This window comes from Bacillus sp. FJAT-45037 (genome assembly GCF_002797325.1).
Taxonomy (GTDB): Bacteria; Bacillota; Bacilli; order Bacillales; family Bacillaceae_D; genus Alkalihalophilus.
Genome location: NZ_KZ454938.1, coordinates 3,140,663 through 3,164,939 on the forward strand (window position 1 = coordinate 3,140,663; position 24,277 = coordinate 3,164,939).

General features: G+C 41.8%; 41 protein-coding genes. All 41 read left to right on the forward strand.

Annotation, left to right across the window (positions count from 1 at the left end):
- The first annotated feature begins 80 nt into the window (after positions 1–80).
- The 41 genes from CDZ88_RS15860 to rplM all read left to right on the forward strand — a co-directional run bounded on the left by CDZ88_RS15860 (position 81) and on the right by rplM (position 24,270).
- Complete coding sequence (locus CDZ88_RS15860; protein WP_100374439.1) at positions 81–329, forward strand: 50S ribosomal protein L7ae-like protein; 249 nt, start codon at positions 81–83, stop codon at positions 327–329.
- 110 nt (positions 330–439) lie between these two features.
- Positions 440–859 (forward strand): 30S ribosomal protein S12, encoded by a 420-nt coding sequence (gene rpsL / locus CDZ88_RS15865; protein WP_100374440.1) that lies wholly within the window; start codon positions 440–442, stop codon positions 857–859.
- Positions 860–897: 38 nt separating this feature from the next.
- Positions 898–1,368 carry a 30S ribosomal protein S7 gene (gene rpsG, locus CDZ88_RS15870; protein WP_100374441.1) on the forward strand — a complete coding sequence of 157 codons (471 nt, stop codon included), beginning with the start codon at positions 898–900 and terminating at the stop codon, positions 1,366–1,368.
- A 51-nt stretch (positions 1,369–1,419) separates the two neighbouring features.
- Positions 1,420–3,498, forward strand: a complete 2,079-nt coding sequence (gene fusA / locus CDZ88_RS15875) for an elongation factor G (RefSeq protein WP_100374442.1) — start codon at positions 1,420–1,422, stop codon at positions 3,496–3,498.
- 129 nt (positions 3,499–3,627) lie between these two features.
- Complete coding sequence (gene tuf, locus CDZ88_RS15880) at positions 3,628–4,818, forward strand: elongation factor Tu (protein ID WP_100374443.1); 1,191 nt, start codon at positions 3,628–3,630, stop codon at positions 4,816–4,818.
- A gap of 296 nt (positions 4,819–5,114) precedes the next feature.
- Positions 5,115–5,423, forward strand: a complete 309-nt coding sequence (rpsJ, locus tag CDZ88_RS15885; protein WP_100374444.1) for a 30S ribosomal protein S10 — start codon at positions 5,115–5,117, stop codon at positions 5,421–5,423.
- Between the two features lie 96 nt (positions 5,424–5,519).
- Positions 5,520–6,146 carry a 50S ribosomal protein L3 gene (gene rplC / locus CDZ88_RS15890; RefSeq protein WP_100374445.1) on the forward strand — a complete coding sequence of 209 codons (627 nt, stop codon included), beginning with the start codon at positions 5,520–5,522 and terminating at the stop codon, positions 6,144–6,146.
- Between the two features lie 25 nt (positions 6,147–6,171).
- A complete protein-coding gene (gene rplD, locus CDZ88_RS15895; protein WP_100374446.1) occupies positions 6,172–6,795 on the forward strand; it encodes a 50S ribosomal protein L4 in 624 nt (207 codons plus the stop codon).
- The gene (gene rplW, locus CDZ88_RS15900; RefSeq protein WP_100374447.1) at positions 6,795–7,085 is read left to right on the forward strand and encodes a 50S ribosomal protein L23; all 291 of its coding nucleotides are present in this window, start codon (positions 6,795–6,797) and stop codon (positions 7,083–7,085) included. The genes rplD and rplW overlap by 1 nt, the downstream gene beginning before the upstream one ends.
- Before the next feature lie 27 nt (positions 7,086–7,112).
- Complete coding sequence (gene rplB, locus CDZ88_RS15905; protein WP_100374448.1) at positions 7,113–7,943, forward strand: 50S ribosomal protein L2; 831 nt, start codon at positions 7,113–7,115, stop codon at positions 7,941–7,943.
- A gap of 60 nt (positions 7,944–8,003) precedes the next feature.
- Positions 8,004–8,279, forward strand: a complete 276-nt coding sequence (rpsS, locus tag CDZ88_RS15910; protein WP_100374449.1) for a 30S ribosomal protein S19 — start codon at positions 8,004–8,006, stop codon at positions 8,277–8,279.
- Positions 8,280–8,305: 26 nt separating this feature from the next.
- Complete coding sequence (gene rplV / locus CDZ88_RS15915) at positions 8,306–8,647, forward strand: 50S ribosomal protein L22 (RefSeq protein ID WP_100374450.1); 342 nt, start codon at positions 8,306–8,308, stop codon at positions 8,645–8,647.
- Positions 8,648–8,650: 3 nt separating this feature from the next.
- Positions 8,651–9,310: a 30S ribosomal protein S3 gene (rpsC, locus tag CDZ88_RS15920; RefSeq protein WP_100374451.1), complete on the forward strand. Its 660-nt coding sequence runs from the start codon at positions 8,651–8,653 to the stop codon at positions 9,308–9,310.
- A gap of 2 nt (positions 9,311–9,312) precedes the next feature.
- Positions 9,313–9,747, forward strand: coding sequence for a 50S ribosomal protein L16 (rplP, locus tag CDZ88_RS15925; RefSeq protein WP_100374452.1), 435 nt, complete (start codon positions 9,313–9,315; stop codon positions 9,745–9,747).
- Positions 9,737–9,940 (forward strand): 50S ribosomal protein L29, encoded by a 204-nt coding sequence (rpmC, locus tag CDZ88_RS15930; protein ID WP_003322618.1) that lies wholly within the window; start codon positions 9,737–9,739, stop codon positions 9,938–9,940. The genes rplP and rpmC overlap by 11 nt, the downstream gene beginning before the upstream one ends.
- 16 nt (positions 9,941–9,956) lie before the next feature.
- Positions 9,957–10,217, forward strand: coding sequence for a 30S ribosomal protein S17 (rpsQ, locus tag CDZ88_RS15935; RefSeq protein ID WP_100374453.1), 261 nt, complete (start codon positions 9,957–9,959; stop codon positions 10,215–10,217).
- Positions 10,218–10,250: 33 nt separating this feature from the next.
- Positions 10,251–10,619 (forward strand): 50S ribosomal protein L14, encoded by a 369-nt coding sequence (gene rplN, locus CDZ88_RS15940; RefSeq protein WP_100374454.1) that lies wholly within the window; start codon positions 10,251–10,253, stop codon positions 10,617–10,619.
- Between the two features lie 47 nt (positions 10,620–10,666).
- Positions 10,667–10,978 (forward strand): 50S ribosomal protein L24, encoded by a 312-nt coding sequence (gene rplX / locus CDZ88_RS15945; protein ID WP_100374734.1) that lies wholly within the window; start codon positions 10,667–10,669, stop codon positions 10,976–10,978.
- A 26-nt stretch (positions 10,979–11,004) separates the two neighbouring features.
- Complete coding sequence (rplE, locus tag CDZ88_RS15950) at positions 11,005–11,544, forward strand: 50S ribosomal protein L5 (protein ID WP_100374455.1); 540 nt, start codon at positions 11,005–11,007, stop codon at positions 11,542–11,544.
- 30 nt (positions 11,545–11,574) lie between these two features.
- The gene (locus tag CDZ88_RS15955; protein ID WP_012957149.1) at positions 11,575–11,760 is read left to right on the forward strand and encodes a type Z 30S ribosomal protein S14; all 186 of its coding nucleotides are present in this window, start codon (positions 11,575–11,577) and stop codon (positions 11,758–11,760) included.
- Positions 11,761–11,788: 28 nt separating this feature from the next.
- Positions 11,789–12,187, forward strand: coding sequence for a 30S ribosomal protein S8 (rpsH, locus tag CDZ88_RS15960; RefSeq protein WP_100374456.1), 399 nt, complete (start codon positions 11,789–11,791; stop codon positions 12,185–12,187).
- A 33-nt stretch (positions 12,188–12,220) separates the two neighbouring features.
- The gene (gene rplF / locus CDZ88_RS15965; protein ID WP_100374457.1) at positions 12,221–12,757 is read left to right on the forward strand and encodes a 50S ribosomal protein L6; all 537 of its coding nucleotides are present in this window, start codon (positions 12,221–12,223) and stop codon (positions 12,755–12,757) included.
- Positions 12,758–12,784: 27 nt separating this feature from the next.
- The gene (rplR, locus tag CDZ88_RS15970; protein ID WP_100374458.1) at positions 12,785–13,147 is read left to right on the forward strand and encodes a 50S ribosomal protein L18; all 363 of its coding nucleotides are present in this window, start codon (positions 12,785–12,787) and stop codon (positions 13,145–13,147) included.
- 21 nt (positions 13,148–13,168) lie between these two features.
- Positions 13,169–13,669 carry a 30S ribosomal protein S5 gene (rpsE, locus tag CDZ88_RS15975; protein ID WP_100374459.1) on the forward strand — a complete coding sequence of 167 codons (501 nt, stop codon included), beginning with the start codon at positions 13,169–13,171 and terminating at the stop codon, positions 13,667–13,669.
- A gap of 13 nt (positions 13,670–13,682) precedes the next feature.
- Positions 13,683–13,871, forward strand: coding sequence for a 50S ribosomal protein L30 (gene rpmD / locus CDZ88_RS15980; protein ID WP_047990177.1), 189 nt, complete (start codon positions 13,683–13,685; stop codon positions 13,869–13,871).
- 31 nt (positions 13,872–13,902) lie between these two features.
- Positions 13,903–14,343, forward strand: coding sequence for a 50S ribosomal protein L15 (rplO, locus tag CDZ88_RS15985; RefSeq protein WP_100374460.1), 441 nt, complete (start codon positions 13,903–13,905; stop codon positions 14,341–14,343).
- On the forward strand, positions 14,343–15,635 hold the full coding sequence (gene secY, locus CDZ88_RS15990) for a preprotein translocase subunit SecY (protein WP_100374461.1): 1,293 nt from the start codon (positions 14,343–14,345) through the stop codon (positions 15,633–15,635). Before rplO ends, secY begins: the two co-directional genes overlap by 1 nt.
- Before the next feature lie 74 nt (positions 15,636–15,709).
- On the forward strand, positions 15,710–16,363 hold the full coding sequence (locus CDZ88_RS15995) for an adenylate kinase (RefSeq protein ID WP_100374462.1): 654 nt from the start codon (positions 15,710–15,712) through the stop codon (positions 16,361–16,363).
- Positions 16,360–17,106, forward strand: coding sequence for a type I methionyl aminopeptidase (gene map / locus CDZ88_RS16000; protein ID WP_100374463.1), 747 nt, complete (start codon positions 16,360–16,362; stop codon positions 17,104–17,106). The genes CDZ88_RS15995 and map overlap by 4 nt, the downstream gene beginning before the upstream one ends.
- An 18-nt stretch (positions 17,107–17,124) precedes the next feature.
- Positions 17,125–17,433 (forward strand): KOW domain-containing RNA-binding protein, encoded by a 309-nt coding sequence (locus tag CDZ88_RS16005; RefSeq protein ID WP_100374735.1) that lies wholly within the window; start codon positions 17,125–17,127, stop codon positions 17,431–17,433.
- A 4-nt stretch (positions 17,434–17,437) separates the two neighbouring features.
- On the forward strand, positions 17,438–17,656 hold the full coding sequence (gene infA, locus CDZ88_RS16010) for a translation initiation factor IF-1 (RefSeq protein ID WP_100374464.1): 219 nt from the start codon (positions 17,438–17,440) through the stop codon (positions 17,654–17,656).
- 101 nt (positions 17,657–17,757) lie between these two features.
- Positions 17,758–17,871, forward strand: a complete 114-nt coding sequence (gene rpmJ / locus CDZ88_RS16015) for a 50S ribosomal protein L36 (protein WP_100374465.1) — start codon at positions 17,758–17,760, stop codon at positions 17,869–17,871.
- Positions 17,872–17,893: 22 nt separating this feature from the next.
- On the forward strand, positions 17,894–18,259 hold the full coding sequence (rpsM, locus tag CDZ88_RS16020) for a 30S ribosomal protein S13 (protein ID WP_100374466.1): 366 nt from the start codon (positions 17,894–17,896) through the stop codon (positions 18,257–18,259).
- A 21-nt stretch (positions 18,260–18,280) separates the two neighbouring features.
- Complete coding sequence (gene rpsK, locus CDZ88_RS16025; RefSeq protein WP_100374467.1) at positions 18,281–18,673, forward strand: 30S ribosomal protein S11; 393 nt, start codon at positions 18,281–18,283, stop codon at positions 18,671–18,673.
- Between the two features lie 168 nt (positions 18,674–18,841).
- The gene (locus CDZ88_RS16030) at positions 18,842–19,786 is read left to right on the forward strand and encodes a DNA-directed RNA polymerase subunit alpha (protein ID WP_100374468.1); all 945 of its coding nucleotides are present in this window, start codon (positions 18,842–18,844) and stop codon (positions 19,784–19,786) included.
- 106 nt (positions 19,787–19,892) lie between these two features.
- Complete coding sequence (gene rplQ, locus CDZ88_RS16035) at positions 19,893–20,255, forward strand: 50S ribosomal protein L17 (protein ID WP_100374469.1); 363 nt, start codon at positions 19,893–19,895, stop codon at positions 20,253–20,255.
- A 138-nt stretch (positions 20,256–20,393) separates the two neighbouring features.
- Positions 20,394–21,230: an energy-coupling factor transporter ATPase gene (locus CDZ88_RS16040; RefSeq protein WP_100374470.1), complete on the forward strand. Its 837-nt coding sequence runs from the start codon at positions 20,394–20,396 to the stop codon at positions 21,228–21,230.
- The gene (locus CDZ88_RS16045; protein ID WP_100374471.1) at positions 21,206–22,075 is read left to right on the forward strand and encodes an energy-coupling factor ABC transporter ATP-binding protein; all 870 of its coding nucleotides are present in this window, start codon (positions 21,206–21,208) and stop codon (positions 22,073–22,075) included. Before CDZ88_RS16040 ends, CDZ88_RS16045 begins: the two co-directional genes overlap by 25 nt.
- Positions 22,076–22,876, forward strand: a complete 801-nt coding sequence (locus tag CDZ88_RS16050; RefSeq protein ID WP_100374472.1) for an energy-coupling factor transporter transmembrane component T family protein — start codon at positions 22,076–22,078, stop codon at positions 22,874–22,876. It abuts the gene before it with no gap.
- Between the two features lie 9 nt (positions 22,877–22,885).
- On the forward strand, positions 22,886–23,632 hold the full coding sequence (gene truA / locus CDZ88_RS16055) for a tRNA pseudouridine(38-40) synthase TruA (protein WP_100374473.1): 747 nt from the start codon (positions 22,886–22,888) through the stop codon (positions 23,630–23,632).
- A 200-nt stretch (positions 23,633–23,832) separates the two neighbouring features.
- Positions 23,833–24,270 (forward strand): 50S ribosomal protein L13, encoded by a 438-nt coding sequence (gene rplM / locus CDZ88_RS16060; RefSeq protein WP_100374474.1) that lies wholly within the window; start codon positions 23,833–23,835, stop codon positions 24,268–24,270.
- Positions 24,271–24,277: the final 7 nt, after the last annotated feature.

Sequence of the window (24,277 nt, forward strand, 5' to 3'; positions counted from 1 at the left end):
TTAAGTGGTTGACACACACATGTCAGGGTGATAAGATATCAAAGTGTGCCTCGGAACCCTATTACTTTGGAGGATGAAACATGTCTTATGAAAAAGTAAAGCGAGCTAGTGACCTCATTGTAGGTACTAAGCAGACGCTAAAGGCCCTAGAGATCGGAGAGGTTCATGAATTGATTGTAGCTGAGGATGCAGATACACGTGTTGTACACAAAGTTGAAGCGCTCGCTAAATCAAAACAAGTTCCAATCTACTATGTAGACTCAATGAAGAAGCTTGGAAAAGCTTGTGGCATTGAGGTTGGTGCAGCCACTGTTGCTTTAAGGGAGTAATCGTGTTTTTGCCATCCGGTGCGATCCGTATGGCAAAAACTTTACTTTTGCCTAAATATGAACCACCAGGATCAGTGGTCTTACTTTTATAAAAGAGAGGAGGACAAAATATGCCTACTATTAATCAACTAATCCGTAAAGGACGCGTTGCTAAAGTTAGAAATTCAGATTCACCAGCACTTAACAAAGGGTACAATAGTTTCAAGAAAAACCAAACTAACCTATCTTCTCCACAGAAGCGTGGTGTTTGTACTCGTGTTGGTACAATGACTCCGAAGAAACCGAACTCGGCTCTTCGTAAATATGCACGTGTTCGTTTAACGAACCAAATTGAGGTAACGGCGTACATCCCAGGAATCGGACACAACCTTCAAGAACACAGTGTTGTTCTTATCCGTGGAGGACGAGTGAAAGATTTACCAGGAGTACGTTACCACATCGTTCGTGGCGCACTTGACACAGCAGGTGTTCAAGATCGCATGCAAGGACGTTCTAAGTATGGTACTAAGCGTCCAAAAGCTAAAAAGTAATAAAAATAATTGTTTAAATGTTGAAAGGAGGGGAAACAATGCCTCGTAAAGGTCCAGTTACTCGTCGCGATGTATTACCAGATCCTATGTATAATTCAAAACTAGTTACACGTCTAATCAACCGTATTATGGTTGATGGAAAGCGTGGGGTTGCTCAAACAATCCTATATAATGCTTTTGAACTAGTGAAAGAACGTAGTGGAAAAGACCCTATGGAAGTATTCGATCAAGCGCTTAAGAACATTATGCCTGTTCTTGAAGTTAAAGCTCGTCGTGTTGGTGGTGCAAACTATCAAGTGCCGATTGAAGTTAAGCCTGAGCGTCGTACGACTTTAGGTCTTCGCTGGTTAGTAAACTACTCACGTCTTCGTGGAGAAAAAACGATGGAAGAGCGTTTAGCTAACGAAATTCTTGATGCTGCTAACAATGCAGGTTCTGCAGTTAAGAAGCGTGAAGATACTCACAAAATGGCAGAAGCGAACAAAGCGTTTGCTCACTACCGTTGGTAAGATTATATTCTTATTAAATAAAACGCATGAAATAGGAAGGAGAAAGACCCCATGGCAAGAGAGTTCTCCTTAAATAATACGCGTAATATCGGTATCATGGCCCACATCGATGCTGGTAAAACAACTACTACTGAGCGCGTACTTTTTTACACAGGTCGTATCCACAAAATTGGTGAAACGCACGAAGGTGCTTCACAGATGGACTGGATGGCACAGGAGCAAGAGCGTGGTATCACAATCACTTCTGCTGCTACAACGGCTCAATGGAAAGGGCATCGTATTAACATCATCGATACACCTGGACACGTAGACTTCACAGTTGAGGTTGAACGTTCATTACGTGTACTTGATGGTGCTGTAGCGGTACTTGATGCGCAATCTGGTGTTGAACCGCAAACAGAAACAGTATGGCGTCAAGCAACAACTTATGGTGTACCTCGTGTTGTCTTTGTTAACAAAATGGACAAGACTGGTGCAGACTTCTTGTATTCTGTTGGAACGATGCATGATCGTCTTCATGCTAATGCACATCCAATCCAATTACCAATTGGTGCGGAAGAAGATTTCAATGGTATCATTGATCTCATTGACATGGTTGCATACTTCTATGAGGATGACTTAGGTACTCGTACTGACGCACAAGAAATTCCAGAAGAATACAAAGAACAAGCTCAAGAGTATCATGAGAAACTAGTTGAAGCAGCTGCTGAGCTAGATGAAGAACTTATGATGAAGTACTTAGAGGGCGAACAGTTAACGAAGGAAGAGCTTAAGGCTGCAATTCGTAAAGGAACTTGTGATGTTGAATTCTACCCAGTTATCTGTGGTTCTGCTTTCAAAAACAAAGGTGTTCAATTAATGCTTGATGCGGTACTTGATTACCTACCATCACCATTAGATGTGCCTCCAATTAAAGGTACAGTTCCTGATTCGGATGAGGAAATGATTCGTGAGCCTGGTGACGAGAATCCGTTCTCTGCTCTTGCGTTCAAAGTTATGACTGACCCATTCGTAGGTAAGTTAACCTTCTTCCGTGTGTACTCTGGTACGCTTGATTCAGGTTCATATATTAGAAACTCAACAAAAGATAAGCGTGAGCGTGTTGGTCGTATCCTTCAAATGCATGCAAATTCTCGTGAGGAAATTGCAACGGTTTACTCAGGTGATATCGCTGCCGCTGTTGGACTTAAAGATACAACGACTGGTGACACTCTATGTGATGAAAAGAATCTAGTTATTCTTGAGTCTATGGATTTCCCAGAGCCGGTTATTTCATTATCTGTTGAGCCTAAGTCTAAGGCAGACCAAGATAAGATGGGTATGGCTTTAGCTAAGCTTGCAGAGGAAGATCCTACTTTCCATACTGAAACAAACGAAGAAACTGGTCAAACAATTATCTCTGGTATGGGTGAGCTTCACCTTGACATCATTGTTGACCGCATGAAACGTGAGTTTAAAGTAGAGGCTAATGTAGGTGCTCCTCAAGTATCTTACCGTGAAACAATCCGTGAAACGGCTAAAGTTGAAGGTAAGTTTGTTCGTCAGTCTGGTGGTCGTGGTCAATTCGGTCACGTATGGGTTGAATTCTCTCCTAACGAAGAAGGCGCAGGTTTCGAGTTCGAAAATGCAGTCGTTGGTGGATCAGTTCCTCGTGAATACATCGGTTCTGTTGAACAAGGTATCTCTGAATCACTTGGTAACGGTATGGTTGCTGGTTACCCTGTAATCGATATTAAAGCTAAGCTTTATGATGGTTCATACCATGATGTCGATTCAAGTGAGATGGCGTTTAAGATTGCTGCTTCAATGGCACTTAAAAATGCTAAATCAAAGTGTAGACCAGTTCTACTTGAACCATTAATGAAAGTAGAAGTTGTTATTCCTGAAGAGTACATGGGTGATGTAATGGGTGACGTTACAGCACGTCGTGGACGCGTAGATGGTATGGAAGCTCGCGGTAACGCACAAACAGTTAAAGCGTTTGTTCCATTAGCAGAAATGTTCGGTTATGCAACTTCACTACGCTCTCGTACACAAGGACGCGGAACGTACTCAATGTTCTTTGATCACTATGAAGAAGTGCCAAAGAGTGTTGCAGAAGAGATTATTAAAAAGCGTAGCGGAGAATAATCTCCATTTGTAATTGTTTCATGTAACAAATTGTTGTAAGCTAAGAAAGGTGATATTCAAGTATGAGTATGGCACCTTTCTTATTCATAAAAAAACTTTGAATTGTTCAATTAAGGGAGGAAATGAATCATGGGTAAAGAAAAATTTGATCGCTCCAAAACACATGCCAATATCGGTACTATTGGACACGTTGACCATGGTAAAACAACTTTAACAGCTGCAATCACAACTGTTTTAGCTAAACGTTCTGGTAAAGGTGCTGCAATGGCGTATGACGCTATCGATGGTGCTCCAGAAGAGCGTGAGCGTGGGATTACAATCTCTACTGCACACGTTGAGTACGAAACTGAACACCGTCACTATGCACACGTTGACTGTCCAGGTCACGCCGATTATGTTAAAAACATGATCACTGGTGCTGCACAAATGGATGGTGGTATCTTAGTAGTATCTGCTGCTGATGGTCCAATGCCACAAACTCGTGAGCACATCCTTCTATCTCGTCAAGTAGGTGTACCTTACCTTGTTGTATTCTTAAACAAATGTGACATGGTAGATGACGAAGAGCTACTTGAATTAGTAGAAATGGAAGTACGTGACCTTCTTTCTGAGTATGACTTCCCTGGTGACGATATTCCTGTTGTCCAAGGTTCAGCTCTTAAAGCACTTGAAGGTGACGAAGCTTACGAAGAAAAAATTATCGAACTTATGGCTGCAGTAGATGATTACATCCCTACTCCAGAGCGCGATAAAGAAAAGCCTTTCATGATGCCAGTTGAGGATGTATTCTCAATTACTGGTCGTGGTACGGTTGCTACTGGTCGTGTAGAGCGTGGTCAACTTAATGTTGGTGACGTAATCGACATCATCGGTTTATCTGAAGAGCCTACTTCTACAACTTGTACAGGAGTAGAAATGTTCCGTAAGCTTCTTGATTACGCTGAAGCTGGCGACAACATTGGTGCACTTCTTCGTGGGGTTTCACGTGATCAAGTTCAACGTGGACAAGTACTTGCTAAGCCAGGTACAATCACTCCTCACACAAACTTCAAAGCTGAAGTTTATGTTTTATCAAAAGAAGAGGGTGGACGTCACACTCCATTCTTCTCTAACTACCGTCCTCAGTTCTACTTCCGTACAACTGACGTAACTGGAATTATCCATCTTCCAGAAGGCGTTGAGATGGTAATGCCTGGTGACAACATCGAAATGACTGTTGAATTAATTTCACCAATCGCTATCGAAGAAGGTACTAAGTTCTCTATCCGTGAGGGTGGACGTACTGTTGGTGCTGGTGTCGTAGCAAAAATCACGAAGTAATCAATTACTTCCTAAGGAAGCATCTTGGGTAACCAAGATGCTTTCTTTTTATGTAAAATGTTTTTAAAAAAACCTTGCAATATTGGCTATCAATCGTTATAATAATAGAAGTGTGCTCGACATAACGATATTTACTTGATTTCTTTTAGAAATTCAATTAGAGTATTAAATGTTGGTCACTGACAGCGATGATGTGGAAGGTTGCTGATACACCCGGCCCCTTTGCCATGGCAGGGAGTAGGAAATTTTCACGGAGTATGTCTGTTTATAAAATGGACGATAAAGGAGGGGCTATAATGGCAAAGCAAAAGATTCGCATTCGCTTAAAAGCGTATGATCACCGTGTTATAGATCAATCAGCAGAAAAGATTGTTGACACTGCAAAGCGTTCAGGTGCTACTGTATCTGGTCCAATTCCACTTCCAACTGAGAAGTCGGTATACACAGTTCTTCGTGCGGTTCACAAGTACAAAGATTCTCGTGAGCAGTTCGAGATGCGTACACACAAACGTTTGATCGATATCGTGAATCCAACACCACAAACTGTGGATGCTCTTATGCGTTTGGATTTACCGTCTGGCGTAGACATCGAGATCAAACTTTAATAAGTAAGCATTATAAATGAATAGAAGTATTCATTTGATAGTATATGATAAAAAAATGGCAAACAAAAAATGAGTTATTTATAGGAGGTGTAACGGATGACTAAAGGAATCTTAGGTAGAAAAATCGGTATGACACAAGTATTTGCTGAGAATGGTGAAGTCATTCCAGTAACAGTTATTGAAGCTGAGCCAAACGTGGTTCTTCAACAAAAAACTGTTGAATCTGATGGCTACGAAGCAAGTCAATTAGGCTTCGCTGACCAGAAGAAATCAAATACAAACAAACCTCAAGAAGGACATGCTGCAAAAGCTAACACAGCTCCTAAGCGCTTCATGAAGGAAATCCGTAACTTCGACGCTTCTATTGAAGTAGGCAGCGAAGTTAAAGTTGACACATTTACAGCTGGAGACGTAGTAGACGTAACAGGAACATCTAAAGGGAAAGGTTTCCAAGGTGCTATTAAGCGTCATAACCAATCTCGCGGACCGATGTCCCATGGTTCACGTTACCACCGTCGCCCAGGTTCGATGGGTCCTGTTGCTCCTAACCGTGTATTCAAAGGTAAACTATTACCTGGTCGCATGGGTGGAGAAACAGTTACAGTTCAAAATCTTGAAATCGTAAAAGTTGATACAGAACGTAATCTTCTTTTAGTAAAAGGGAATGTTCCTGGTGCTAAGAAAAGCTATATAACTGTTCAAAGTGCGGTTAAAGCAAAATAAAGATTGAAAGAAAGGAGGACACATCATGCCGAAAGTAGCAGTATTTAACCAAGCTGGTTCACAAGTAGGAGATATCGAATTATCTGATTCGATCTTTGGCATTGAGCCAAACAAAAGTGTGCTTCATGACGCAGTGATCATGCAACAAGCATCTCTACGTCAAGGAACACACAAAACTAAAGGACGTTCTGAAGTACGTGGTGGTGGTCGTAAGCCATGGCGTCAAAAGGGAACAGGTCGCGCACGTCAAGGTTCGATCCGTTCACCACAATGGGTAGGCGGTGGAGTAGTCTTCGGACCAACACCACGTAGCTATAGCTACAAGCTTCCTAAGAAAGTTCGTCGTCTTGCAATCAAATCTGCTTTAGCTAGCAAATTGCAAGCAGCAGAAATCGTTGTATTAGACAACCTACAACTAGACGCTCCAAAAACAAAAGAAATGGCATCTGTATTATCAAGCCTTTCTGTTGATCGCAAAGCGCTTGTAGTGACAGCTGATTACAATGAAACAGTTGCATTATCTACACGTAATCTTCCTGGTGTAACATTCGTTACCGCAGAAGGAGTCAACGTTCTTGATGTGCTGAAGCATGATAAGCTTGTCATCACTAAAGACGCAGTTGCAAAAGTAGAGGAGGTGCTTGCGTAATGTCAAACGCTCGTGATATCATTAAGCGCCCCGTAATTACTGAACGTTCTACAGACCTTATGGCTGATAAGAAATACACATTTGAAGTAGACGTTCGTGCTAATAAAACTCAAATCAAAGATGCTTTAGAAGAGATCTTTGAAATTAAGGTTGCTAACGTTAACACAATGAACTATAAAGGTAAGTCTAAGCGATTTGGACGTTACACGGGTTATACAGCTCGTCGTAAAAAAGCCATCGTTACATTAACACCTGAGAGCAAAGAATTCGAATTCTTCGAAGGTGTCTAAGTTTAAAAGCGAAGGAGGGAACTGAACATGGCGATTAAAAAGTATAAACCGACCAGTGCCGGTCGTCGTGGTATGACCGTATCTGATTTTGCGGAAATTACTACTGACAAGCCGGAAAAGTCGTTACTTGCTCCTTTACACAATAAAGGCGGACGTAACAACCAAGGTAAATTAACTGTACGTCACCAAGGTGGCGGACACAAACGTCAATACCGTGTTATTGACTTCAAACGTAATAAAGATGGAATTCCAGGACGCGTTGCTACGATCGAATACGATCCAAACCGTTCTGCTAACATCGCACTAATTTTCTATGCTGATGGTGAAAAGCGTTACATCTTAGCACCAAAAGGCCTTAAAGTTGACATGGTTCTTGAATCTGGTACAGAAGCGGATATCAAAGTAGGTAACGCGTTACCACTTAAAAACATCCCTGTTGGTACAATAATTCATAACATCGAACTTAAGCCTGGTAAAGGTGGACAGTTAGTTCGCTCTGCTGGTACAGAAGCTCAACTTCTTGGTAAAGAAGGAGATTATGTATTAGTACGTCTTAACTCTGGTGAGACTCGCTACATCCTTGCTACTTGTCGTGCGACAATTGGTCAAGTAGGTAACGTAGAACACGAACTTATTAACATTGGTAAAGCAGGTCGTTCACGTTGGTTAGGTAAACGCCCAACTGTTCGTGGATCTGTAATGAACCCGAACGATCACCCACACGGTGGTGGTGAAGGTAAATCACCAATCGGACGTAAGTCTCCAATGTCTCCTTGGGGTAAACCAACACTTGGTTACAAAACTCGTAAGAAGAACAAAGCGTCTGACAAACACATTGTACGTCGTCGTAAAAAATAACGGGATTTGACTACGGTTCTTTGTGAAGAACCGTGGCTAATCACGAAGGGAGGTTTTCTCATGGGTCGTAGTTTGAAAAAAGGACCTTTCGTTGATGATCATCTAATGAAAAAAGTAGAAGCTCACAATGAAACTGATGACAAAAAAGTGATCAAAACTTGGTCTCGTCGTTCAACGATTTTCCCTGAGTTCATCGGGCACACTATCGCAGTATATGATGGCCGTAAACATGTTCCAGTTTATATTTCTGAAGACATGGTAGGACACAAACTTGGTGAGTTTGCACCTACGCGTACGTACAAAGGTCATGCTGATGATAAGAAAACAAGACGTTAAGGTAAGTTAGAGAGGAGGTCCTATCCATGCAAGCTAAAGCTGTAGCAAAACAAGTGCGTATTGCTCCTCGTAAAGTGCGTTTAGTTGTTGACTTGATTCGTGGAAAGCAAGTAGGTGAGGCGATTGCAATTCTACGTCACACACCAAAAGCTGGTTCACCTGTTGTAGAAAAGCTTCTAAACTCTGCAATTGCGAATGCTGAGCATAACTATGAAATGGAGCCAAACAATCTTGTAATTAGTGAAGCGTATGTTGATGAAGGTATTACTTTGAAACGTTTTCGTCCACGTGCGATGGGACGTGCGAGTCGTATCAACAAACGCACTAGCCACATTACATTGGTTGTAACTGAAAAGAAGGAGGGATAAAGCGTGGGTCAAAAGATTAATCCTACTGGACTTCGAGTTGGTATTATCCGCGATTGGGAGTCAAAATGGTACGCTGAGAAAGATTATGCTGATCTATTACACGAAGATATTAAGATCCGTGAATACATTGAAAAACGCTTAAAAGATGCTTCTGTGTCTAAGGTAGAAATCGAACGTGCTGCTAACCGCGTCAACGTAACTGTTTCTACAGCTAAACCAGGAATGGTGATCGGAAAAGGCGGTTCTGAAGTTGAAGCTTTACGTAAAGCTCTTAACGAATTAACTGGCAAACGCGTTCACATCAACATTTTTGAAGTGAAGCAAGCTGATTTAGATGCTAAATTAGTTGCTGAAAACATTGCTCGTCAATTAGAAAATCGTATTTCGTTCCGTCGTGCTATGAAACAAGCGATCCAACGTACAATGCGTTCAGGTGCAAAAGGTATTAAAACTCAAGTATCTGGTCGTCTTGGTGGCGCTGATATTGCACGTTCAGAACATTATAGCGAAGGAACTGTTCCACTTCACACTCTTCGTGCTGATATCGATTATGGTACAGCTGAAGCAGATACTACTTACGGTAAATTAGGTATTAAGATCTGGATTTATCGTGGTGAAGTCCTTCCAACGAAAGGAACGAACAAAGAGGAAGGAGGCAACTAATCATGTTAATGCCAAAACGTGTGAAATATCGTCGCGAACACCGCGGTAAGATGCGTGGTCGTGCAAAAGGTGGTACTGAAGTACATTTCGGTGAGTACGGTCTACAAGCGCTTGAAGCTTCTTGGATTACAAATCGTCAGATTGAATCAGCGCGTATTGCAATGACACGTTATATGAAACGTGGTGGTAAAGTTTGGATCAAGATCTTCCCATCTAAGCCTTTCACTGCAAAGCCACTTGAAGTTCGAATGGGTTCTGGTAAAGGTGCTCCTGAGGGCTGGGTTGCTGTAGTTAAGCCTGGTAAGGTTTTGTTTGAAATTTCTGGTGTTTCTGAAGAAGTTGCTCGTGAAGCTTTACGCCTAGCTTCTCATAAATTACCAATTAAATGTAAATTCGTAAAACGCGAAGAAGTGGGTGGTGACGCAAATGAAAGCTAATGATATTCGTAACTTAACCACTGCTGAAATTGAGCAAAAGACGAAATCGCTTAAAGAAGAGTTGTTCAACCTTCGCTTTCAACTAGCGACTGGTCAATTGGATAATCCAGCCCGCATTCGTGAAGTTCGTAAAGCAATTGCTCGTGCGAAGACAGTATTGCGTGAACGTGAGCTTGGAATTAACAACGGCTAAAAAGGAGGTTTGCTAAATGGAACGCAACCAACGTAAGGTATATACAGGGCGCGTTGTTTCAGACAAAATGGATAAAACAATTTCTGTTCTTGTTGAAACATACAAAAAAGATCGCCTTTACGGAAAGCGCGTAAAATACTCGAAGAAGTTAAAGGCGCATGATGAAGAAAACGCTGCGAAAGCTGGAGATTTAGTTCGTATTATGGAGACTCGTCCACTTTCAAAAGATAAACGTTTCCGCTTAGTTGAAATCGTAGAAGAATCGGTAGTTATTTAATAGAAGTTCTCGATTGAAGGGAGGTAAGATCGCATGATTCAACAAGAATCCCGTTTAAAAGTTGCTGATAACTCTGGTGCTCGTGAAGTACTTTGTATTAAGGTATTAGGTGGTTCTGGTCGTAAGACAGCTAATGTTGGTGATGTTATCGTTTGTTCTGTGAAACAAGCAACACCAGGTGGCGTTGTCAAGAAGGGTGAAGTTGTAAGAGCAGTTATCGTTCGCACTAAGAGTGGTGTACGTCGTAATGACGGTTCATACATCAAGTTTGATGAGAACGCAGCAGTTATCGTACGTGACGATAAGAGCCCGCGCGGAACGCGTATTTTCGGACCAGTAGCACGTGAACTTCGTGACAACCAATTCATGAAGATTGTGTCTCTTGCTCCAGAAGTTCTTTAATAGATATTAACGGAAGGCCCTGTCAAGGAGGTGCGAACATGGCGAAGATGCATGTCAAAAAAGGTGACACAGTTAAGGTCATCTCTGGTAAAGACAAAGGGAAACAAGGTGTAATCTTAGAAGCATTTCCTAAGAAGAATCGTGTTCTTGTAGAAGGTATTAACATTGTGAAGAAACACGCAAAGCCATCTCAAGATAACCCACAAGGTGGAATCTTGAATCAAGAGGCGCCAATTCATTCTTCAAACGTTATGCCTTTAGATCCTAAGTCTAGTGAACCTACACGTGTAGGACACAAAGTTGAGAACGGAAAAAAAGTACGTATTGCTAAGAAGTCTGGCGAATTATTAGATAACTAGTCAGAGTGTGAAAGGAGGTCAATCGTATGAATCGATTAAAAGAGAAATATTCAACTGAAATCGTTCCTTCTCTAGTAGAGAAGTTCAACTACTCATCTGTTATGGCGGTACCTAAGCTTGAAAAGATCGTTGTAAACATGGGTGTTGGTGATGCTGTGTCTAACGCTAAAGCATTAGATAAAGCTGTAGAAGAGTTAGCTAGTATTACTGGTCAAAAGCCTTTAATTACTAAAGCTAAAAAATCAATTGCTGGTTTCAAACTTCGTGAGGGTATGCCTATCGGTGCGAAAGTAACACTTCGTGGCGAGCGTATGTACCAATTCCTTGAAAAGTTAGTTGCTGTATCATTACCACGTGTACGTGACTTCCGCGGTGTTTCTAAAAAAGCATTCGACGGTCGTGGAAACTACACATTAGGTATTAAAGAGCAATTGATCTTCCCTGAAGTTGATTACGATAAAGTGGATAAAGTTCGGGGTATGGACGTTGTTATCGTAACAACTGCGAATACAGACGAAGAAGCTCGTGAATTATTAACACAAATGGGAATGCCATTTCAAAAATAATCAAAGTCGTTTCAAAGAGGAGGGAAAACTTTGGCAAAGAAATCAATGATTGCAAAGCAAAAACGTACACAAAAGTACAAGGTACAAGAGTACACTCGCTGTGAACGTTGTGGTCGTCCTCATTCAGTATTGCGTAAGTTTAAACTTTGCCGGATTTGCTTCAGAGAGCTTGCTCACAAAGGGCAAATTCCTGGTGTGAAGAAAGCTAGTTGGTAAGCCCAAGAACGGGAAGGAGGTAAAAACTATGGTGATGACAGATCCAATTGCAGATATGCTGACTCGTATTCGTAATGCGAACACAGTTCGTCACGAGAAGCTTGAGTTACCTGCTTCAAAGGTAAAAAAAGAAATCGCTGAAATTCTTAAGCGTGAAGGCTTCATTCGTGACTTTGAATATATCGAAGATAACAAGCAAGGTGTTATTCGCATCTTCTTAAAATATGGTGCTACAAATGTGCGTGTAATTACTGGTCTAAAACGTATTAGTAAGCCTGGACTACGTGTCTATGCTAAAGCTGGCGAAATTCCACGTGTATTAGGCGGTTTAGGTATTGCTCTAGTATCAACATCAAATGGTCTAGTAACAGACAAGGAAGCACGTCAACAACAAATCGGCGGAGAAGTATTAGCATACGTTTGGTAATACGTTCCTTGAAAGAAATGGAGGTGTACAAGAATGTCTCGTATTGGTAATAAACCAGTAGAGGTTCCCGCTGGTGTAACAATTACACTCGACGGAACACTAATCACGGTTAAAGGTCCTAAAGGTGAACTTTCACGTAATCTTCACCAGGATATGAAAATCAATGTAGAAGAGAGCCTAGTTACAGTTGAGCGTCCTTCTGACAACAAAGAGCATAAAGCTCTTCACGGAACTACTCGCAGCTTGATCAATAACATGGTTGAGGGCGTAACGAAAGGTTACGAGCGTGCGCTTGAGCTTATCGGGGTAGGTTACCGTGCAACGAAGTCAGGATCAAAGCTTGTACTTAACGTTGGTTACTCTCATCCAGTTGAAATCACTCCTGAGGCGGGTATCGAAATCGAAGTACCGGTAAACACGAAAGTGATTGTTAAAGGTATCGACAAAGAGCGCGTTGGAGCAGTTGCATCTAATATTCGTTCAGTACGTCTTCCTGAGCCTTACAAAGGTAAAGGTATTCGTTATGAAGGCGAGTATGTGCGTCGTAAAGAAGGTAAGACTGGTAAATAATTAACATACGGAAAGGAATGACGTTCAATGATTACGAAGCCTAGTAAAAATTTGGCGCGTAAGAAAAGACACGCTCACGTACGTCGTGCGATTACAGGAACACCTGAACGTCCACGTCTAAATGTTTTCCGTTCTTCAAAGCACATTTACGCACAGCTTATCGATGATGTAAATGGTGTAACTCTTGCTTCAGCTTCTAGCTTAGACAAAGAGCTTAAACTTGAGAACGGTGGCAATATTGAAGCGGCTAAAGCTGTTGGTGAGCTTGTCGCTAAACGTGCGGTTGATAATGGACATTCAACAGTTGTCTTTGATCGTGGAGGATATATCTACCACGGACGTGTAGCAACATTAGCGGATGCAGCTCGTGAAGCTGGTCTGCAATTCTAAAGAACAAAGGAGGGAAAACGAATGCGTCGTATTGACCCTAATACGTTGGAACTTGAAGAAAAAGTAGTAGCTGTCAATCGTGTAGCTAAAGTAGTTAAAGGTGGACGTCGTTTCCGCTTTTCTGCATTAGTTGTAATTGGCGATAAGAACGGTAGTGTCGGATTTGGTATGGGTAAAGCTCAGGAAGTTCCTGAAGCAATCCGTAAAGCGGTAGAAGACGCAAAGAAAAACCTAATTGAAGTACCAGTTGTTGGCACATCAATTCCACACGAAGTCGTTGGTCACTTCGGAGCAGGTCGCGTATTACTTAAACCAGCTTCTGAAGGTACTGGTGTAATCGCTGGTGGTCCTGTACGTGCGGTACTAGAACTTGCTGGTGTAGGTGACATTCTATCTAAATCATTAGGTTCTAACAACCCGATCAACATGGTTCGTGCAACTATGCAAGGACTTAAAGAGCTTAAGCGTGCTGAGGAAGTTGCGAAACTTCGCGGTAAATCAGTGGAAGAACTGTTAGGATAAGGAGGGAACGTCAATGGCTAAGAAATTAGAAATTACCCTCACTCGTAGTCTTATCGGTCGTCCGGAAGACCAACGCGTTACAGTGAACACACTTGGACTTCGCAAGATGCACCAAACTGTTGTTCAAGCAGATAACGCTGCGATTCGCGGTATGGTAAATAAGGTATCTCACCTTTTAACAGTAAAAGAAATCGAAGCTTAATAGCATAATTTATACATGAGGAGGTGTCGATATGAAACTTCATGAGTTGAAGCCCACAGAAGGATCTCGCAAAGTACGCAATCGCGTAGGTCGAGGTATAGGTTCTGGTAACGGTAAGACATCAGGTAGAGGTCACAAAGGTCAAAACTCTCGTTCTGGCGGTGGCGTTCGTCCTGGTTTCGAAGGTGGTCAAAATCCACTTTATCGTCGTTTACCAAAACGTGGCTTTACAAACCCGACTCGTAAGGAGTTCACAGTGATTAACCTTGAGACGCTCAACCGTTTTGATGCAGGTACCGAGGTAACACCAGAATTGCTTATTGAATCAGGTACAGTAAAGAACGTTAAGTTCGGAATTAAGATTCTTGGAAACGGGAAGATTGAGAAGAACTTGACAGTTAAGGCACACAAGTTTTCTGCATCAGCAGTAGAGGCAATCGAAGCTGCTGGCGGAAAAACTGAGGTGATTTAATGTTCGGGACGATCTCCAACATTATTCGAGTGGGTGACATACGACGTAAGGTTGTTTTCACCCTTCTCATGCTCGTTGTCTTTCGGATCGGTAGCTTCATCCCTGTACCAGGGGCGAACAGTGACGTTCTGAATTTCCACGATCAACTAAATGCGTTTGGTTTTCTGAACACGTTTGGTGGTGGAGCACTCGGTAACTTCTCCATATTTGCAATGGGAATCATGCCATACATCACCGCATCGATTGTTGTTCAATTGTTGCAGATGGATGTTGTACCTAAGTTTGCTGAGTGGGCGAAAGAAGGGGAGGCTGGCCGTCGTAAGCTGGCACAGTTTACCCGTTATGGAACGATCGTTTTAGGATTTATTCAAGCTATAGGGATGTCAGTTGGTTTTAACTCTTTCTTTCCAGGGTTAATTCCAAATCCAAGCATTTCTACTTATTTGTTTATTGCACTTGTTCTTACAGCGGGAACGGCTTTTCTTATGTGGCTCGGTGAACAAATTACTGCTCAGGGAGTAGGGAACGGGATTTCGATTCTTATCTTTGCAGGTATTGCTGCGGGTATACCAAATGGTCTTAACCAGCTGTATGCAACGCAAATTCAAGATGCTGGTGATCAGTTATTCTTGAGTATCGTCTCCCTTCTACTATTAGCCTTAGCTATACTAGCGATTATCGTTGGAGTAATTTTTGTTCAACAAGCACTACGGAAGATTCCTGTTCAATACGCTAAACGCTTAGTTGGTCGTAGTCCAGCAGGTGGACAATCTACACACTTGCCACTTAAAGTGAATGGCGCAGGGGTAATTCCGGTTATCTTTGCATTGTCTCTCTTTATTTTCCCACCAACGGTTGCCGGATTCTTCGGAGCTGATAACGCGTTTGCTGCATGGGTGGTACAAGTGTTTGATTACACTCAACCAATTGGTATGGTTGTGTATGCATTGTTGATCATTGGATTTACGTACTTCTACACATTTATCCAGGTCAATCCTGAAAAAATGGCTGAAAACCTTAAAAAACAAGGTGGCTATGTTCCAGGGATTCGTCCCGGTAAAACAACTCAAGTGTACTTAACACGCATTTTATACCGTTTAACGTTTGTTGGAGCTTTGTTCCTAGCAACTGTAGCAATTATCCCGGTATTCTTCACTCGATTTATGGGGCTTCCTGCCGCTATTCAAATCGGTGGTACTGGATTATTAATTGTCGTTGGTGTAGCATTAGACACGATGAAACAGATCGAAGGACAGCTTATTAAACGTTCTTATAAAGGCTTTATTAAGTAACAAGGGGAGCAGGGAAGGCATTGATCTTCCCGTTCGCCTTCTGTTGTTAAATCGGAGCGATGGAGGGGATAGTGTTGAATCTTATATTAATGGGATTACCAGGCGCTGGTAAAGGCACTCAAGCAGAACGTATTGTCGAGAAGTATGATATCCCTCATATTTCTACTGGTGATATGTTTCGTGCTGCCATTAAAGGCGAAACAGAGTTAGGAATTAAAGCTAAATCATTCATGGATGCAGGAGAATTAGTACCTGATGAAGTGACGATTGGCATTGTGAGAGAACGTCTCTCTGCAGCGGATTGTAAACAAGGCTTCCTATTGGATGGCTTTCCTCGTACAGTTGCTCAAGCAGAGGCATTAGAAGATATGCTTTCTTCTATGGAACGTAAACTTGATTACGTTATCAACATTGAAGTACCTGAGCAACTTCTTATGGCCCGTTTAACTGGACGACGTGTATCACCTACTTCAGGTAAGACGTACCACACGATCTACAACCCACCAAAGGTTGAAGGGAAATGTGATGTAGATGGTAAAGAGTTATTCCAACGTGATGACGATAAACCTGAAACTGTTAAAAAGCGTCTTGAAGTAAATCAGCAGCAAGCACAACCACTAATTGATTTCTACACAGAAAAAGGCTACCTTCGTACGATTAATGGTGATCAAGACATCACAAAAGTATTCGAAGACTTAGACGAACTTCTGAAAGGACTCAATGCATGATTATATGTAAGACTGAACGTGAATTAGATATTATGCGAGAAGCTGGGCGTATTGTTGCACTTGCTCACCAAGAGCTTAGGAAACACATTAAACCTGGCGTTACAACTAAACAATTGGATGAGATTGCAGAAAAGTTGATTCGTTCGCACGGTGCAACACCCTCATTCAAAGGTTACAATGGATTTACAGGTAGTATCTGTGCTTCAGTAAACGAGGAATTGGTACACGGTATCCCTGGATCTCGAGTGCTAAAAGATGGCGATGTAATAAGTGTTGATATCGGTGCTAAGTTAAATGGCTACCACGGCGACTCCGCATGGACGTATGCTGTAGGTGCAATTTCTGATGAGGACCAACAACTGTTGGACGTCACAGAAGCTGCTTTGTTTAAAGGATTGGAACAGGCTAAGGCTGGTGAGAGGTTGTCAAACATTTCTCATGCAATCCAATCTTATGCAGAACCATTTGGTTTTTCAATTGTTCGAGAGTATGTGGGCCATGGAGTAGGGCAAGACTTACATGAAGATCCGCAAATTCCTCATTATGGACCACCAGGTAAAGGACCTCGTCTAAAACCCGGCATGGTACTAGCGGTTGAACCGATGATTAATGCAGGTTCTCGTTATGTGCGCACCCTAGCCGATAACTGGACTGTGGTCACAGTAGACGGCAAGAATTGTGCACACTTTGAGCATACAATTGCGATTACAGAAGCAGGTTATGAAATTCTAACAAAACTTTAGGTGTAGGTGATGGGTGAAATGAACGACTCTGGTCCGAGTCCTCGTATCGGTCAGTTTGTGCAAATCAAAAAAGGTAGAGACTACGGTATGTATGCTGTGATCATTGAGGTCATTAATGATCGATATGTCTTGATTGCTGATGGAGATAAGCGTAAAATTGATCGAGCTAAGAAAAAAAACATCAACCATCTAGAATTGTTGAACTACATTGCTCCTGAGATACGCATAAGTGTAGATGAAACGGGACGTGTTACAAACGGAAAGCTTCGCTATGCAATTAGCGACTTTCTAGCCCAACAACTTGATTTGCTGAAGGAAGGAGAGTAAATACATGACCAAAGAGGATGTAATAGAAGTGGAAGGTACGGTTATTGAGCCGTTACCAAACGCAATGTTTCGTGTAGAGTTAGAGAATGGTCACAAGGTCCTTGCTCATGTTTCTGGTAAGATTCGTATGCACTTTATCCGAATCCTACCTGGTGACAAAGTAACGGTTGAACTTTCACCGTATGACTTGACTCGTGGACGAATCACATATCGATACAAATAAAACGTTGCGATCTGCTAGCTTGCACGTATAACCGTACTTGCTAGATATGAATTGAACGATTACAATTAAATGCACTCCGTACCATAAGGAGGTAAACGATAATGAAGGTAAGACCATCAGTTAAGGCTATTTGTGAAAAATGTAAAGTTATCCGTCGTAAAGGGACGGTCATGGTTATCTGTGAGAACCCTAAACACAAACAAAAACAAGGTTAATATATAAGGAGGTGCACAGCACATGGCACGTGTTGCAGGTGTAGATATTCCTCGTGATAAGCGAGTTGTTATTTCACTCACTTATATCTATGGAGTTGGAAAAACAAAGTCAGCTGAAATTTTAGCGGAAGCAGGCGTATCTCAAGATACTCGCGTTCGTGATTTAACAGAAGAAGAATTAGGTCGTATCCGTGAGGCAGTTGAAGCTTACACAGTAGAAGGTGATCTTCGTCGTGAAGTTTCGCTTAACATTAAACGTCTAATCGAAATTGGTTCATACCGTGGTATTCGCCACCGTCGTGGTTTACCAGTTCGTGGTCAAAACTCTAAAAACAATGCTCGTACGCGTAAAGGTCCTCGTCGTACAGTAGCTAACAAGAAGAAATAAGTAAAGGAGGTCGCATAAAAAATGGCTAAAAAAACGAATACTCGTCCAAAGCGTCGTCAACGTAAAAATATTGAGACTGGTGTCGCGCACATCCGTTCAACATTCAACAACACAATCGTGACGATTACTGACACGCACGGCAATGCTATTTCTTGGGCAAGTGCTGGTGCATTAGGATTCAAAGGTTCTCGTAAGTCAACTCCATTCGCAGCGCAAATGGCAGCAGAAAGTGCTGGTAAAACGGCGATGGAGCATGGTATGAAAGTAATCGAAGTTTCAGTAAAAGGCCCTGGTGCTGGTCGTGAAGCAGCGATTCGTTCATTACAAGCTGTTGGACTTGAAGTTAACATGATTAAAGATGTTACTCCAGTTCCTCATAACGGTTGCCGCCCGCCAAAACGTCGTAGAGTGTAACGAAATCAATCATTGTATAGATTTCCTGAAAGTGTCAATAATGGATGTGACGAATACATCTAATTGACAAAAAAGGTGAAACGGTTGGGAACTGCCTAATGGGGATTTCCGGTTAGGCCTTCCTGGCAGTCTAACGGAGTTCGACGTTTTGAAGGAGGGTTTGTTTTAATGATTGAAATCGAAAAGCCAAATATTGAAGCGGTTGAAGTTAGTGAAGACGCAAAGTACGGTAAATTTGTCGTTGAACCACTAGAGCGTGGGTATGGAACGACTCTTGGTAACTCCTTACGTCGTATTCTTCTTTCTTCTCTTCCAGGTGCAGCTGTAACTACAGTTCAAATTGATACTGTTTTACATGAATTCTCAACAATTGAAGGTGTTGTGGAAGATGTAACGACAATCATTCTGAACTTAAAGCAACTTGCGCTTAAGATCTATTCAGATGAAGAGAAGACACTTGAGATAGATGTTCAAGGTGAAGGTGTAGTAACTGCTGGGGATTTAACTCATGATAGTGATATCGAAGTTTTAAATCCTGATCTGCATATTGCAACTTTAGCCAAGGGTGCGCACTTCCATATGCGTCTTACAGCGAAGCGTGGCCGTGGTTACGATTTAGCTGTAGGCAATAAGAATGACGATCAACCGATTGGTGTTCTTCCTATTGATTCTATTTACACACCGGTATCGCGAGTCAACTATCAAGTTGAAAACACTCGTGTCGGTCAAGTAACCAACTATGACAAACTAACTCTTGATGTGTGGACTGACGGAAGCATACGCCCAGAAGAGGCTGTGTCACTTGGCGCAAAAATCTTAACTGAGCATCTAAACATCTTTGTAGGCTTAACGGATCAAGCGCAAAATGCTGAAATCATGGTCGAAAAAGAAGAAGATCAAAAAGAAAAAGTTCTCGAGATGACGATTGAGGAACTTGACCTTTCTGTTCGTTCTTACAACTGTCTGAAGCGTGCTGGTATCAATACGGTACAAGAATTAACGCATAAGACAGAAGAAGACATGATGAAAGTACGTAACCTCGGACGCAAGTCTTTAGAGGAAGTACAAGAGAAACTTGGTGAACTTGGATTAGGCCTTCGTAAAGAAGACTAATATTTACCAAGTTCCTTGATTTGTTCAAGATCGTTAAGTGTTATGAAATTATCTATATAGTCTCTACTTTACAAGGTAGAGAAGGTAACAAAGGAGGGAAACGAACATGGCATATGCAAAATTAGGTCGTGATAGCGCTGGTCGTAAGGCTCTTTTCCGTGACTTAGCAACTGACCTTATCATCAACGAACGTATTGAAACGACTCAAGCGAAAGCTAAGGAATTACGTTCAATCGTTGAAAAAATGATTACTTTAGGGAAGCGTGGAGATCTTCATGCTCGTCGTCAAGCTGCAGCGTTCATTCGTCGTGAAGTAGCTAACGAAGAGACAGGCGAAGATGCAATCCAAAAGCTATTCTCTGATATTGCAACTCGTTACGAGGAGCGTCAAGGCGGTTATACTCGTATTCTTAAAATTGGGCCTCGTCGTGGTGACGGTGCACCAATGGTTATTATTGAACTTGTATAATATGAATCCTTAGGGACTCATGATATGAGGCGACAAAGGGCTGTACAGGATCTGAGCAAGTTACGCTCTGACTCTGGGAGCCCTTTTTTGTTGGCTCGAATTTTTTAGTTTGTAGACCTTTTTGGGGAGGGGTTTTAGATGGAACGATTTATTGAATTGGATAACGTTTCTTTTCAGTACGATGAAATTGAAGACCTTGTATTAAAACAAATAACGTTATCAATTTACCGTAAAGAATGGGTTTCTGTTTTAGGAAGAAATGGTTCAGGTAAGTCCACGTTTGGTCGATTACTCAATGGTTTGCTCATACCAAACCAAGGAGAAGTAAGTGTCGATGGGTTTATGACAGCAAATGAAGAAGATCTATGGCAAATTCGTAAGCGTATTGGGATGGTTTTTCAAAATCCTGAACACCAATTCGTAGCGACTACTGTACGTGATGATCTTGCTTTTGGACTTGAAAATTTAGGAGTGGGACGAGATGAAATGGTGGGTAGAATTGAAACATATTCCCAACTCATCGGCATCAACCACCTTCTAGACGCCGAGCCACATCGATTATCAGGAGGGCAGAAGCAAAGGGTAGCCATTGCTGGTATCTTAGCTTTAGAGCCTGACCTTATTATCTTCGACGAAGCCACATCGATGCTCGACCCTTCAGGTAGAGAAGATGTGATGATGACGATGCAGATGCTTCACGAACGTGGTGTAGCGATTCTCACGATTACACATGACATGGAGGAGGCTGTCATGGCCGAACGTGTGCTTATCTTTGAAAACGGTGAAATAAAAGCAGATGGCCCCCCTAAAGAAGTTTTTCAATCTAGTTCACAACTAGAGAAGGTTGGACTACATGTTCCATTCTCTTTGCAATTGCAGCAGGAACTAAAAGGTAAAGGGTATCAATTTGCTGGTATCCCTTTAACAGACGAGGAGTTGGTGGACGAGCTATGGACATTATATTCAAATCGGTAGAACATCGTTATATGGTAGGAACCCCTTTTGAAAAAACAGCTCTTCATCCAATTAACTTACATATACCTTCTGGTTCGTTCACGGCGATCATAGGTCATACTGGTTCAGGTAAATCAACATTGATTCAACATATCAATGGGTTGCTACGCCCAAGTGCGGGGGAGGTATTGATCGGAACTCACATCATACATGCAGAAAAGAAAAAACAATCGTTAAAAGAACTCAGACGGCATGTAGGTCTAGTGTTTCAATACCCTGAGCATCAGTTATTTGAAGAGACTGTTGTGAAGGATATATGTTTTGGCCCAATGAACTTCGGATTATCTGAAGAGGCAGCTATTAAAAGAGCCAAAGAAATTCTTCCATTAGTAGGTTTAGATGAAACGATCCTAGAAGCATCTCCTTTTCAATTGAGTGGAGGACAAATGCGTCGTGTCGCTATTGCTGGTGTTTTAGCCATTAAGCCTTCTGTTTTAATATTAGATGAGCCTACTGCGGGGTTAGACCCAGAAGGACGACAACAGATGCTTGAGCTTTTCAGTCAATATCACCAAGAATATGGGACGACAACGATCCTTGTGACACATCACATGGAAGATGCGGCGAAGTATGCAGATCAGTTAGTAGTGATGAATCAAGGGGCTATTGACATGGTCGGTGATAGAGATGAGATTTTTAAAGAAGCAAATCGCTTGAAGCAGATCGGCCTTGATTTACCTGAAACGATAAAGCTACTCGAAATGATTAAGGTAAAATTTGACCTTCAGACGGTACCTCGTCTATTTGAGATAGATGCAGTTGGTGATTACATTGATCAGCTCCTTCAAGAGAGAGGAGAACACTAGATGTTTCAAAACGTTATTATTGGTCAATATGTACAAGCCGATTCGTTTTTGCACAGACTAGACCCAAGATCAAAGCTATTTAGTGTCTTTATTTTGCTCATTATTATTTTTTTAGCAAACAACTGGCTTGCTAGCATGTTATTAGTTGGCCTGACGATCTCACTCATGGCCATTTCTAGAGTGCCGATTCTTTTCTTATACCGAGGGTTACGACCTATCTTATGGCTTGTTCTGTTCACTTTGATTTTGCATATCCTTTTAACGAAAGAAGGGCAAGTATTATGGTCAGCGGGTCCTCTATCCATTCATGAAGGTGGACTAATGACGGGTCTTTTTATTGCGACTAGATTATTAACCCTTGTTATGCTAACGTCATTGATCACTTTAACGACGAGTCCTATTGATTTAACGGATGGTCTAGAGTCATTACTATCCCCGTTAAAAAAATTGGGTTTGCCAGCGCATGAGTTAGCTTTGATGATGTCGATTGCCCTACGTTTTATCCCAACATTTATGCAAGAAACGGAAAAGATTTTGAAAGCTCAAATGGCTAGAGGTGTTGATTTTACTACTGGTCCTATCACAAAGCGTGTAAAAGCCTTGCTTCCCTTATTAGTTCCACTATTCATTAGTGCTTTTAAACGCGCTGAGGATTTGGCTTTAGCGATGGAGGCCCGTGGGTACCGTGGCGGTGAAGGAAGAACGAAACTGCGTGTATTGACATGGCGAACGTTAGATACAAGTATCGTGATTGCAACAGTCTTTATTGGTTTTTTCATCATATGGTTACGGAATGGATAGGTGAGAATTGTGAAACGAATAGCTTGCGAAGTGTCTTATGATGGAACGTACTTTTCTGGATATCAAGTACAACCCAATCAACGGACGGTTCAGTCTGAACTTGAGGCAGCCTTAAAAAGAGTGCATAAAGGGCAGGCTACCCCTGTGACTGGGTCAGGACGGACCGATGCGAAGGTTCATGCGAGAGGGCAAGTCATTCATTTTGATAGTCCTTTCGATATTCCTGAAAAGCAATGGCCGAAAGCTTTAAATGCTTGTTTGCCTGATGATATTCGGATTATCTCGGCACGTTCTGTTGCACCGGACTTTCATGCTCGCTATCATGCGGTAGGCAAGGAGTATCATTACCGTGTGTTACGAGCAGAAGCCGTGGACGTATTCAGGCGGAACTTAGTCGCGCATGTGCCGTACTCATTAGATGTAAATGAAATGAAAAAAGCAGCAGCACATCTTTTAGGTACACATGACTTTAGTGCGTTCTGTGCAGCGAATACAAATGTCGTTGATAAAGTAAGGACTCTATATACTATAGAAATTATAGAGGATGGGGATGAACTACATTTCATTCTGCATGGAAATGGGTTTCTTTATAACATGGTCCGAATCATCGTCGGTACGTTACTCGAGGTTGGAAATCAAAAAAGAGCAGCTAGTCAAGTGAGAGAAGTGTTAAGAAGTAAACAACGAGAACTAGCAGGGAAAACAGCGCCAGGTCACGGTTTATATTTATGGTCAGTGCAATATGAGAAAGACTAATTTCTGTAAATGAAAAAAACTTTTCTAAAACAACGAACCCTAGCGTAACAAGTTGTTGACATAGAGTTTTTAATATTATATGATGTTAGATGGTAATTCTAAAACCCACTAGCCCCGGGTTGCAGAATGTTACAAGAGACTTAAGGTTTAAAACTTTTCTTTAAAAAATTGAAAGTGATCGTATTTTAGGAGGGAAATTCATGCGTACAACATATATGGCAAAGACCAACGAAGTTGAACGTAGGTGGTTTATTGTAGATGCTGAAGGCCAAACTCTTGGTCGTCTTGCTTCTGAAGTTGCTTCTATCCTTCGTGGTAAGCACAAACCAACTTACACTCCACACGTTGACACTGGTGATCACGTGATCATCATCAACGCTGGAAAAATTGAACTAACAGGTAACAAATTAAACAACAAGATTTACTACCGTCACACAAATCACCCAGGTGGTTTGAAAATGACTAAAGCTGCTGATATGCGTGCTAACAAGCCTGAGCGTATGCTTGAGCTTGCTATCAAGGGAATGCTTCCAAAGAACACGCTTGGACGTAAGCAAGGTATGAAACTACATGTTTATGCTGGTAACGAACACAAACAACAAGCTCAAAAACCAGAAGTTTACGAACTTCGCGGTTAATCGATAG